This window comes from Roseibacillus ishigakijimensis, from assembly GCF_016595415.1.
In the GTDB taxonomy this organism is placed as follows: domain Bacteria; phylum Verrucomicrobiota; class Verrucomicrobiia; order Verrucomicrobiales; family Akkermansiaceae; genus Roseibacillus; species Roseibacillus ishigakijimensis.
Window position 1 is genome coordinate 1 of the sequence record NZ_JAENIO010000024.1, and the last position, 11,995, is coordinate 11,995.

Below are 11,995 nucleotides of genomic sequence, written 5' to 3' on the forward strand. Positions count from 1 at the left end.
ACGGTAGTTGGTTTGGTTTGGTTTTTGCGACCTCACGCTCACGCGTGGGCCGACAAACTACCACCTCTATTTTAACGATGACGGGGACACTTCCAACAGTCACCTTCCCCGATGGTAAGCAGAGTAAAAAAGACTTTGATGGACCGCTTGCCCTTATACCCCGAGATTTCCAGGAATGGGTCAGCAACATTCTTCCACAGGTCATTGACCGCAGCCGCATGGAGCGCAGCAAGTCCGTCGATCTCCCATTCGAGATGATCCGGGAAGGCGTCGTCAATGCCCTCGTCCACCGCGACTACGAAATCTCGGGAGCAAAGTGCCAAATCTCTATCGACGCGGATAAGATCGTCATTCTCAGTCCGGGAGCTCCCCTACCTCCCATCACGTTGGAGCAAATGCAGGAATTCAAGGCCCAGATGCTGAGCCGGAATCCCGCCTTACATTACCTCTTCCAGAGAATGGACCTCGCTGAAGAGCGCGGAATCGGGCTTCGAAGCATCAAAGAACAAGCCGAGAAACTCGGCCTTCCTCTTCCCCGCTTTGAATACCGCGAACCCTACCTCCGCCTGACGATTTACCGGTCTCGCCAAGCGGCCAGCCGGGTGATTCCCAAAACATTGCGCGAGACTCTCAGCAGTGACGAAATCAAGGGCTGGGAGTGGATTTCCACCAGAGAATCCTTCACCTCCAAGGAATATGAAGAGGCTGTCGAAATCAGCAATCGCACCGGCCTGCGACATCTAAAGCAGTTTATTGAAATGGGATTACTGCGAAAGACCGGCCGTGGTCCTTCGACTCGCTATGAGGTGACCTAAAGAATGAAGCGAATCCCGCCAATACTCCGCCAATTTGGCGGGATTGCCAACTAACCTCGGACAATCAAACTAAATTCCGCCAATTCCCCGCCAATCTGGCGGAAATTCAAGAAAACCGCAGCAGCCTTACCCCGATCCCCGCCAATGATCAACGAAGACCAACTCGAACAACTCGCCATCCAATGGTTTCAGGATACGGGTTGGAGCTACCTGCCCGGCAAGGACATCGCACCCGATAGCGAGGCTCCCGAACGCTCCGATTTTCGTGAAGTGGTCCTGCAGGGGCGTCTCACTTCGGCCATCGCGAGGCTCAATCCGGGTCTCTCCCCTTCGGCAGTGGCAGAGGTGGTGCAAACGGCCACCAAATTGCCCGAGCCCACGGTGGCGCAGAACAACCGCGTCTTTCACCGCCTGCTGACCCAGGGCGTGCCCGTCACCTACACCAATACCGACGACGAGCTCGAACACGACCACGCCCGCTTGATCGACTTTCAAAATCCAGCCCACAACGACCTCCTCGTCGTCAGCCAGTTCACCATCACGGGCACCAAGCAACCGCGCCGCCCCGACTTGGTGGTCTTCATCAATGGACTGCCCCTCGCAGTCGTCGAGCTGAAGAATCCTGCCGACGAAAACGCCGACATCTGGAAGGCCTATCATCAGATCGAAACCTATAAAAACGAGATCGGGGATCTCTTTCACTTCAACGAGGCCCTCATAATCAGCGATGGCAGCAACGCCCGCTTGGGCTCCCTCACCGCCACCGCCGAACGCTTCATGCCCTGGCGCACGATTGAGAACGAGGACGACAAGCCGAAGCTGGAGTTCCAGTTGGAGACGCTCATTCGGGGATTCTTCCGCCCGGATTTCCTCCTCGACTATCTGCGCTACTTTGTCCTCTTCGAGCAAGACAGCGATCGCCTCATCAAGAAAATTGCCGGCTACCATCAGTTCCATGGAGTGCGCGCGGCCGTGCGCACCACCCTCATTGCGGCAAAGGAGGAAGCCAAGGATGGGCAGGTGAAGGAACCACGCGCCCCCTACGGCCAAGAAGTCGTGCCGGGTTCCAAGAAGGCGGGGGTCTTTTGGCACACCCAGGGATCGGGCAAGAGCATCTCTATGGCCTGCTATGCGGGCATGCTCCTCCAGCAGCCGGAGATGAACAACCCTACGCTGGTCGTAGTCACCGACCGCAACGACCTCGACGGTCAGCTTTTTCAACAGTTCTGCTCGGCCCAGGACCTCCTCAAGCAGACCCCCGAACAAGCCGACAGTCGCGACGAGCTGCGCGAGAAACTCGCCTCCCGGCAATCGGGCGGCATCATCTTCACCACCGTGCAGAAATTCTCCCTGCCCGAGGGCGAGACCAGCCACCCCGAACTCTGCGCCCGTCACAACGTGGTCGTCATTTCCGATGAAGCCCACCGCAGCCAGTATGGCCTGACCGCCCGCCTCGACAAAAAGACCGGAACTTACAAATTCGGCTATGCCAAGCACATGCGCGACGCCCTGCCGAATGCCTCCTTCATCGGCTTCACCGGCACACCCATCGCGCTGGAGGACAAAGACACGCGCGGGACCTTCGGGGACTACGTGAGCATCTACGACATTCAGGACGCCGTCGATGATGGAGCGACGGTCGAGATTTTTTACGAAAGCCGCTTGGCCAAGCTCGATATCAACCGGGCCGAAATTGAGGCTCTTAATAAAGAGGTTGAGGAAATCATGGAAGACGAGGAGGACACCGCCTCCCGCGAAAAAGCGAAAGGCAAGTGGACCCAGCTCGCCAAGCTCGTCGGGGCCGAACCCCGAATCAAGGAAGTCGCCGCCGACCTGGTTCAGCACTTCGAGACCCGCAATGAAGCGATGGAGGGCAAGGCCATGATCGTCTGCATGAGCCGCGAAATCTGCGTTTCGCTCTTTAATGAATTGATGGCTCTCCGTCCCGACTGGGCCGGGTCCCGGCGGGAAAAGAATGGCAAGAACAGCGGATACGATCCCGAGGACGGGGCCGTCCGCATCGTGATGACCGGCACGGCATCCGACCGGAAGGAGCTGCAGGACCACGTCTTTACCAAGCAAGAGAAGAAGCGGCTGGAAAAGCGCTTCAAGGACGCGAACGACCCGCTCAAGCTCGTCATCGTGCGCGACATGTGGTTGACGGGATTTGACGCCCCCTGCTGCCACACGATGTATGTCGACAAGCCCATGAAAGGCCACAACCTCGCGCAGTCCATTGCGCGCGTGAACCGGGTCTTCAAGGACAAGCCCGGTGGTCTGGTCGTGGACTACATTGGCATTGCCGGAGACCTCAAACGCGCGGTCAAAACCTACACCGATGCCAAAGGCAAAGGCCAGCCCACCGTTCAGGCCGAAGACGCCCTTGCCATTCTACTCGAAAAAATCGACATCGTGCGCGGCCTCTATCACGGCTTCGACTACTCCGCCTACGCCACCGATCCGCTCTCCATTCTTTGCGAAGCGGCCAACCACCTTCTCGGTCTGCCGGACGGCAAGAAGCGCTATGCCGACGTGATGGCCAGCGTCTCGAAAGCCTACTCCCTCTGTAGCACGCTCGATGAGGCCGCCGCCTTGCGGGAAGAAATTGCCTTCTTCAATGCGGTGAAGGCGATCATCGTGAAAGATGGCACCACCCCGAAGAAAATCGCCAAGGAAAACAAGGACTCAGTGCTGAGGCAAATCCTCAACAATGCCGTGCTCTCCGAGGGGGTCGTCGACGTCTTCAACTTGGCCGGGCTCGATAAGCCCAACATCGGCCTTCTCTCTGACGACTTCCTCGAAGACGTCAAGAACCTGAAAACCCAGAACCTCGCCGTCGAGCTCTTGCAACGTCTTCTGCAGGACAAAATCCGGGCCAATACCCGCACCAACGTCGTCCAGGAAAAGAAATACAGCGACCGCCTCCTGGAGACCTTGCGCCAATACAACAACCGCGCCATCGAGACCGCTCAAGTTATTGAAGAGCTCATCCAGATGGCCAAGGACCTGCAAGCGGCCATGCAGCGCGACGAAGAACTCGGCCTCGCACCCGACGAGATCGCCTTTTACGACGCCCTCGCCGAGAAGCCGGAAGTCCTGAAGGCGATGGGCGACGAAACGCTGAAGAGCCTCGCCACCGAACTCACCGAGAAATTGCGCGCCAGCACCACGGTAGATTGGCAAGTGCGTGATTCCGTGCGCGCCAAAATGCGCCTGCTCGTCAAGCGCCTGCTTCGGAAATACAAATATCCCCCGGAAGGCCAAGAGGAAGCCATCGCCCGGGTGGTGGAGCAGGCGGAAGTTCTGGCTGATAGCTGGACCTAGTTAAACAGGTTGTGGAGTTCGCGAAATGGAGGGACGACACTCATGCCCTCTTGGGCCGAACGTCCAGCGGCAGGAGTGCCGCTGCTCCTTTTTTGACGAGATTGCGGAAGCACAGAAGCTGACAAGCACGCTATTCCGGCCATAGAAAAAGCAGCTTCTCCGACACACAGCGGACAGGTTGAGGGCGGAACCATTGCCACGGGCTCTGACAAATGACTGCGAGATCATCCCCCGGATAGATGCGCTCAAGCCCAAACTTTGTCCCGGTAACAAGAACCAGCGAATGAACCACCCGATCCCGCGTCACTCGCACCTCGAGGGGACCCCAATTTTCCACTTTCAACTCCGCCGCAGCGAGAATCTCGGCTAACCTGAAGCCTTTTCCACAGGCCACCATTCCGGGGTTCGCGACGTGCCCGGTCACCTGAACCAGATATCTGTATTCCCCACTATCGCTATTGTCTTTGAACAACACCACTGGCTCAGCGAAAACATCCTGTTCCTTCAATCTCTCCTCAATCAAATGGGCCAACTGAAGCTGTCTTCGTCCCGCCGCTGTGATGTGACCCACTTCTGCGAAGTGTAAATGACCTTGAGGATCGACTTGGTAATCGCCGTTCAAACGCATCTGGTCCTCAATCGGGGTTCCCATCAGAGAAATTCGAAGCTTCTGGTTGGCTTGAATCTGCCCCCAGAGAGCATTGAGCGAGAGCAGCCAAAAGAACACGGATTGCCAAAAAGTCATCACTCAAGAAAGCCCTGCCGGATAGAAATTTTGTTTCAAAAAACAGGGTTACCCAAAAATGGCAAAGATTTGGCCGTGACCTCGCCTCCTTGCTTGTTCCAAACTGGGCCAGACATTTATCACACGACCATTTATGAAATTCGGAATCATCGGCGCCGGCATGATCGGCCACTTTCACGCCAAAGCAATCACCGCCATGGAGGGAGGCTCCCTGCACTCGGTCTTTGACCTCAATCAGGAACGCGCGGACAAGCTCGCGGACGAATACGGAGCGAAGGGCTTCTCCAACATGGAGGAATTCCTCGCCGATCCCGAACTGGAAATCGTGACCGTGGGCACGCCCAGCGGGGCCCACCTCGAGCCCACTCTGGCGGCCCTCAATGCCGGCAAGCACGCCATTGTAGAAAAGCCCTTGGAAGTCACTCTCGAAAAATGTGACCAGCTCATCGCGGCGGCGGAAGCCAATGGCAAGACCCTCGCAGCCGTCCTCAACCGTCGTTTCCACCCCGGTATGGACGCCTTCAAGGCGGCGGTGGAAGCGGGCCGTTTTGGCAAACTGACCAGTGCCTCGGCTTACATCAAGTGGTATCGCGACCAGGCCTACTACGATTCCGCTGGCTGGCGCGGCACCTGGGCCCTCGACGGCGGCGGCGCGCTCATGAACCAGTCCATCCACACCGTGGACGCGCTGCTTCACCTCGCGGGCCCCATCAAGTCCGTGCAGGCCAATACTGCTCTGCTGGCCCACGAGAACATCGAAGTCGAGGACCACTGCGTCGCGATTGTGGAGTTCGAGAACGGAGCCCGGGGCGTCATCGAGGCCTCCACCTGCACCTGGTCCAAGGACGGCCACCCGGCCCGCGTGCAACTGGCGGGCACCGAAGGCTCGGTTTTCCTCGCCGACGAGGCCTTCGAAATCTGGGACTTCATGAAGGAAGAGCCCGGCGACGCCGAAATCCTCGCCAAATACATGAAAGGCCAGGAGGCGGGATTGGGCGCCAATGACCCTTCCGCCATCAACTTCTACCAACACCAACGGAACTTCGAGGAAGTGGTGCAAGCCATCGCGGAAGGCCGCGAGCCCAGCACCTCCTCAGCGGAAGCCCGCAAATCGGTTGAGGTCATTCGCGCCATTTACGAGAGTGCGCAAAACAACGGAGCTAAGATCGAGCTCTAATTCCTTTTCCCCCTCACCACACACAATCCGGCGACCGGGGCCCCCTTCCCCGGTCGCTTTTTTTGCTTGGTCCGAGCAGTCTCCCGACAAAAGGTGCCTGCCGTGCGCCTGCTCCTAGCCGTCATCCTCCTGGCTCTCGCCGCCTGCTCCACCGTTCCGGAAGCTCCGCCCTTACCCACTTCGACGGGCTACCTCACCCAACGCACCACCCGGCAACTGGTCGAACACTGGGTGGGCGAGGCCTATCCGGAGCAAATCAAGGGGCGGCCGATCCGCTTCCGCAACCGGCATCGAGGAATGCCCCAGATCGTCAGCCTGACTCCGGCGGAGGAATTTTCCAAAGATGATCCCGATTCCGCTCACCTCGGCACGGTCGTGATGGCCCACGGACGACCGGATCGCAGTCCTCTCGCCCTCACTTCCCACGCCTGGCAATTTTCCAGTCAACCGGCCACCATCGTCGCCCGTAGTGAGAAAGATGGCTCGCTGAGCTTAACCGCGCTCGACTTTCGCGAGGACCGCGAGCGGAGTGGACTCCCGGTGGCCAGCAACTACCGCCTGCCCTTTCACTATGTCAAAAAAACGGAGCGGAATCCTCTCGCCCATCTTTTCGCCCTCATGGATCCGGTGGGCTGGTCGGACCGACGCGGTTTCTACTTGGCCACCGAATACGATCCGGAAAAGATTCCCCTCATTTTCATCCATGGGCTGCTCTCCACCCCCACGGACTTCGAGACCCTGGCCGCCACTCTGGCGAGCAAGCCCGACCTCTGGGAGCGCTATCAATTCTGGTTCTACTTCTACCCCACGGGCGATCCCTGGGTGGTAGCGGCTGCGAACTTCCGGGAAGACTTCCGCAAACTGGTCCGCACCCTCGACCCCGAGCAGGACGACCGGCCCCTGCGCCAAGAGACCACCCTCATCGCCCATTCCATGGGCGGGCTCATCAGCCGCCTCTCTCTCTCTGAGCAACCGGAGATACTCTATCAGCAGTATTTCAACCGCCCCTTGGAAGAGATACGGCTGCTGCCCTATCAGAAAAAGCGCCTGCGCGAACAGCTTCTCTTCGAGCCTCTGGAAGAGCCTGCGCGAGTCATCTTTCTCGCCGTCCCCCACCAGGGTTCGGGCCTGGCCCGGGGCCCCCTCCTCTGGCTGACCGAAAAGCTGGTGCGAGCGCCCGCCCGCATCTTGGGCACCACCCTCGGCGCGGCCCAGAGTCTGGCCTTTGCCGAGCCCGGTCTCCTCACCCAGCAGGGCTCTCGCTTGCTGGCTGGCAACGCGGTCTCCGTCTCCGGGCTCGGCCCGAAGAGCCCGGCCCTGCAAGCACTCAGGGAGATGCCCATTCGTGACGGGGTCGAACTCCACAACATCGTGGCCACCCTCACCGGCAACGAGCGCGGCCTGGGCGACTGGGTCGTGCCCTACACCTCGGCCGCCTTCGAACAAGCAGACAGCCAAACCATTGTGCGCAGTGGCCACTGGTTGATCCGAGACAAGCAAACTGCCGAGGTTGTGGCTCGTATTTTGCGCAACTGAATGCCCGCAAGAAAGGTTCCGCCCTGCGGGTATTCCTCGCAATGGTGACGCGTGCCTTCTTTTTCATCGCCCTTTCTTTCTCTCCACTAGCAGGAAAGGAAGCCATTTCCTTTGCCCGCGATATTCGGCCCATTCTCTCGGATCGCTGTTTCAAATGCCACGGGTTCGACGACCAAACTCGCGAAGCGGGCCTGGGTCTGCACACCTTTGCGGAGGCCACTCGGGACTTGGGAGGCTATCAAGCCATCAAGCCCGGTCACCCCGAGGAGAGCGAGTTCATGGTTCGCATCCTGAGCCACGATCCTGACGAAGTCATGCCCACCCCGCAGGCGAACAAACCCCGCTTGAGCGAGGAAGAAGCCGCTCTCTTCCACCAATGGATTGCCGAAGGGGCCTCCTACGAGAAACACTGGGCCTTTGAATTTCCACAACGTCCCGCCGTGCCGGAGGAAGACGATGGCTGGGCCCGCAATGCCATCGACCACTTTGTCAGCCAACGCCTGCGCGAGCAGAATCTCTTCCCGCAAGACGAGGCCGATCCGATCACTTTACTCCGCCGGGTGAGCTTCGACCTCACCGGGCTTCCTCCCACCCTTGCCGAATCCGATCCCTTCCTCGCCGCTTGGGAAAAGGATCCCGAGGCCGCGTGGAGCGCGCTCCTCGATCGCTTGTTGGCCAGCCCGGCCTATGGCGAGCGCTGGGCCCGGCAGTGGCTCGATCTCGCCCGCTACGCCGACACCAATGGTTATGAAAAAGACCGCGCCCGCAGCATCTGGCCTTGGCGCGACTGGGTCATCAATGCTCTCAACGCGGACATGCCCTATGACCAGTTCTCCATCGAACAACTGGCGGGCGACATGCTGCCCGATGCCACTTTGGAGCAAAAAATCGCCACCGGATTCCACCGCAACACCATGCTCAATGAGGAAGGCGGCATCGACCCCCTGGAATACCGTTACCATGCCCTCGTCGACCGGGTGGCCACCACAGGGACAGTCTGGATGGGGCTGACCACGGGCTGTGCCCAGTGCCACACCCACAAGTTCGATCCCATTCTCCACAGCGACTACTTCGGCCTGATGGCGCTCCTCAATCAAAGCGATGAGCCCGCCCTCGCCGTTCCCGATGCGGAATTTCGACAAAAGCAAAAGAAGCACGACGAGCAAATCGCCGCCGAGGAAACTTCCTTGCTGGCACAAATTGGGGAAGAGGATTTTGCCCAATGGCTCGCGGAGGCCCGGAAAAATGCCGCCCCTTGGACGACCTTACAGCCCGCCACCGCCGAAGCGGACAACCTCCGCCTCAACCTTGAGGACGAAGGTGTTGTCTTCGCCAGCGGAGACTTTACCAAACGCGATCGCTATCGTCTGAGCTACCCCTTGGGCGAGCTCGGCCACCCCGTCACCTCGCTGCGATTGGAAGCCCTTACCGACGAACGCTTGCCCGGGCAAGGACCCGGAGCCTGCTACTACGAAGGACGTCACGGAACTTTTCACCTCAGTGAGATCACTCTCACTCATCAGGGTCGCAAAGTCGCCGTGGCCTCCGCCTCCGACCCCTTGGCGATTGATGGCAACAGCTCATCGGGATGGGGCCAGGGTCAAGCCCCCGGGAAAGCCCATGACCTCATCCTCACTCTCTCCCAACCCCTTCCCCCAGAGGGTGATTTGCAAGTGAAACTCCTCTTCGAGCGGCACTTTGTCGCCGCTCTCGCCAAGTTCCGTCTCAGCGCCACCCCTACTGAACAGGTGCCCCAACCCCGACAAGTGCCCACCCTCGATCTTCTCACCGCCACCCCGGCGGAGCTACGACAGATCTACCTGCGCACCGCCCCGGCCATGGCCGAAGCCCGAAAGCCTCTTCTCGCCCTCGAAGAGGCTCGCCCGCAGGCCCCCACCACCCTCGTCATGCAGGAGCGCCCCGCCGATCACCAGCGCGTGACCCACCTCCGCAATCGCGGCGAATACCTGCAACCCCGCGAGGCGATCGCGCCCCACACCCCGGAATTTTTGCCCGGTTTACCCGCCGGCGTTGAGCCCGACCGCCTCGCCCTGGCTCGCTGGTTGGTCGATCCCGAGCGCAATCCCCTCATCGGCCGGGTCACCGTCAATCGCGCCTGGCAATCCTTCTTCGGCCGCGGCTTCATCATCAGCCCCGCCGACTTTGGCTATCAATCCGATCTCCCCAGCCACCCCGAACTCCTCGACTGGCTGGCGGTCGAATTTGTCAAAAACGGCTGGTCGCTCAAGTCCCTGCATCGCCTCATCGTGGATAGCGCCACCTACCGGCAGAGCTCCTCCGCCTCGCCCTCCTCTTGGCAAGCGGATCCGCAGAATCGCTGGCTGAGCCGTGGTCCGCGCCTGCGCTTGGAAGCCGAGATGATTCGCGACGCGGCCCTGAAGTCCTCCGGCCTCCTCACCCAAAAAATCGGAGGACCGAGTGTGCGACCGCCCCAGCCCGCCAGCGTCTCGGGGGCCGCCTACGGCAGCCCACCCTGGCCCGCCGCCACCGGACCCGATCGCTACCGCCGCAGTCTCTACACCTTTGCCAAGCGCACCGCCCCCTTCGCGGCCTACCTCACCTTCGATGGTCCTAGTAGCGAAGTCTGCCTTCCCGCCCGCGAACGAAGCAACACCCCGCTGCAAGCTCTCACCCTCCTCAATGACGAAATGTTCACCGAAGCCGCTGTGGGATTGGTCCAGAATCACGCCCCAACCCTGACTACCCAGGACCCGGCGGACAGCGTTACTTTTCTCTTCCGCCACATCCTGACGCGCCATCCTGAGCCCTCGGAAAAAACAGCACTGTTAGACTTTTTCCAACGGCAACACGAGCGCTTCGCGAGCGGCGAACTCAATCCCAGGCCTTTTGGCGAAAGCCCCACCCTCGCGGCTTGGACTCTCCTTGCCCGCAGCCTTTTCAATCTCGACGAAGCGGTCACTAAAAACTAATCATGAACACTCTCCACCACCGAACCCGCCGCCAGTTCTTCGACACTTGTGGCATTGGCTTGGGAAAAATCGCCCTCGCCTCACTCCTGAGCCGCAGCGCCAGCGCAAGCAGCCTGGCCACTCCCTTTGCACCCCAGGCAACCCACTTTGCTCCCAAGGCCAAGCGCGTGATTTACCTCTTCATGGCCGGGGCCCCCAGTCAACTCGACCTCTTCGACTACAAGCCAAAACTCCACGAATTGGCCGGAAAACCGATCCCCCCCTCCGTCATTGCGGGACAGCGTTACGCCTTCATCCAGCCCGATGCGGCCGTGCTCGCTCCCTGCTTCGACTTTGCCCGGCACGGCCAATCCGGCGCGGAATTCTCCGACCGCTTGCCCCATCTTGCCAAAGTGGCCGACGAACTGGCCATCATCAAGTCGGTCCATACCGACCAGTTCAACCATTCGCCGGCTCAGCTTTTCATGAATACCGGTAGCATTCTACCCGGTCGACCAGCGATGGGTTCCTGGCTGAGCTACGGCATTGGCAGTCAGTCCAGCGACTTACCTTCCTTTGTCGTGCTCAAGAGCGGAGGCAGTCTCAGTGGGGGAGCCGCGATGTGGAGCTCGGGCTTCATTCCCACCAGCCACGCGGGGGTGCCCTTCCGCTCCTCGGGCGATCCCATTCTCCACATTGCCACGCCCCAAGGCCTCGATGCCGAGGCTCAGCGTGACTCCCTCGACCTCATCAACACTCTCAACCGCCGACGACAACCCCTCGTCAATGATCCGGAAATCCAAACCCGCATCAATGCCTACGAGATGGCCTGGCGCATGCAATCCGCCGCTCCGGAGCTGATGGACTTCCGCCAGGAATCCCAAGCCACCCTCGACCTCTACGGGGCCGAGCCAGGCAATGGTGAAAAGAGCTTCGCCAACAATTGCCTCCTCGCCCGCCGCATGATCGAGCGTGGGGTGCGCTTTGTGCAACTCTACGAAAGTGACTGGGACCACCACTCGCAGGTTAAGGCCGGGGTCGAGCGCAAGAGCGCCATCATCGATCAACCTTGCGCCGCTCTCATCGCGGACCTCAAACAACGCGGCCTGTTAGAAGACACCCTCGTCGTCTGGGGAGGCGAATTCGGCCGCACCCCGATGGTGGAAGCCAGCGCCGCCCTGGGACGGTCCCAAGGCCGTGACCACCATCCCCAAGCCTTCACCATGTGGATGGCGGGAGGAGGAGTGAAGCCCGGTCTCACCTACGGAGCCACCGACGAGCTGGGCTTCCACATCGCGGAAAATCCCGTCCACGTGCACGATCTCCAAGCCACCATTCTGCATCTTCTCGGCCTCGATCACGAGAAGTTGACCTACCGCTTCCAAGGCCGCGACTTCCGCCTCACTGATGTCCACGGTCATATCGTGAAAGATATTCTCGCCTAGGCCCCGCCAGCTTTTCCATCCTC

The 11,995-nt window shown here is 60.0% G+C and carries 7 protein-coding genes; 6 read left to right on the forward strand and 1 reads right to left on the reverse strand.

The window, feature by feature from the left end:
• The first annotated feature begins 77 nt into the window (after window positions 1–77).
• Both JIN78_RS10245 and JIN78_RS10250 read left to right on the forward strand, forming a co-directional pair.
• The gene (locus JIN78_RS10245; protein ID WP_200391873.1) at window positions 78–815 is read left to right on the forward strand and encodes an ATP-binding protein; all 738 of its coding nucleotides are present in this window, start codon (window positions 78–80) and stop codon (window positions 813–815) included.
• Window positions 816–959: 144 nt separating this feature from the next.
• Window positions 960–4,139, forward strand: coding sequence for a type I restriction endonuclease subunit R (locus JIN78_RS10250; RefSeq protein ID WP_200391874.1), 3,180 nt, complete (start codon window positions 960–962; stop codon window positions 4,137–4,139).
• Between the two features lie 130 nt (window positions 4,140–4,269).
• Here JIN78_RS10250 and JIN78_RS10255 read toward each other — a convergent pair whose 3' ends face one another.
• A complete protein-coding gene (locus JIN78_RS10255; RefSeq protein ID WP_200391875.1) occupies window positions 4,270–4,884 on the reverse strand; it encodes a polysaccharide biosynthesis/export family protein in 615 nt (204 codons plus the stop codon).
• Window positions 4,885–5,017: 133 nt separating this feature from the next.
• On the opposite strand from JIN78_RS10255, the gene JIN78_RS10260 reads away from it, so the two are divergent.
• From JIN78_RS10260 to JIN78_RS10275, 4 genes are all read left to right on the forward strand, one after another.
• On the forward strand, window positions 5,018–6,061 hold the full coding sequence (locus JIN78_RS10260) for a Gfo/Idh/MocA family protein (RefSeq protein ID WP_200391876.1): 1,044 nt from the start codon (window positions 5,018–5,020) through the stop codon (window positions 6,059–6,061).
• Between the two features lie 102 nt (window positions 6,062–6,163).
• Window positions 6,164–7,597 (forward strand): esterase/lipase family protein, encoded by a 1,434-nt coding sequence (locus tag JIN78_RS10265; protein ID WP_200391877.1) that lies wholly within the window; start codon window positions 6,164–6,166, stop codon window positions 7,595–7,597.
• A gap of 41 nt (window positions 7,598–7,638) precedes the next feature.
• A complete protein-coding gene (locus JIN78_RS10270; protein WP_200391878.1) occupies window positions 7,639–10,548 on the forward strand; it encodes a PSD1 and planctomycete cytochrome C domain-containing protein in 2,910 nt (969 codons plus the stop codon).
• A gap of 2 nt (window positions 10,549–10,550) precedes the next feature.
• Window positions 10,551–11,972 carry a DUF1501 domain-containing protein gene (locus tag JIN78_RS10275; protein ID WP_200391879.1) on the forward strand — a complete coding sequence of 474 codons (1,422 nt, stop codon included), beginning with the start codon at window positions 10,551–10,553 and terminating at the stop codon, window positions 11,970–11,972.
• Window positions 11,973–11,995: the final 23 nt, after the last annotated feature.

Bases quoted from the DNA above. Each gene is read 5' to 3' on its own strand.
- JIN78_RS10245 (WP_200391873.1), top strand. From the start codon at position 78: ATGACGGGGACACTTCCAACAGTCACCTTCCCCGATGGTAAGCAGAGT.
- JIN78_RS10250 (WP_200391874.1), top strand. From the start codon at position 960: ATGATCAACGAAGACCAACTCGAACAACTCGCCATCCAATGGTTTCAG.
- JIN78_RS10255 (WP_200391875.1), bottom strand. From the start codon at position 4,884: ATGACTTTTTGGCAATCCGTGTTCTTTTGGCTGCTCTCGCTCAATGCT.
- JIN78_RS10260 (WP_200391876.1), top strand. From the start codon at position 5,018: ATGAAATTCGGAATCATCGGCGCCGGCATGATCGGCCACTTTCACGCC.
- JIN78_RS10270 (WP_200391878.1), top strand. From the start codon at position 7,639: ATGGTGACGCGTGCCTTCTTTTTCATCGCCCTTTCTTTCTCTCCACTA.
- JIN78_RS10275 (WP_200391879.1), top strand. From the start codon at position 10,551: ATGAACACTCTCCACCACCGAACCCGCCGCCAGTTCTTCGACACTTGT.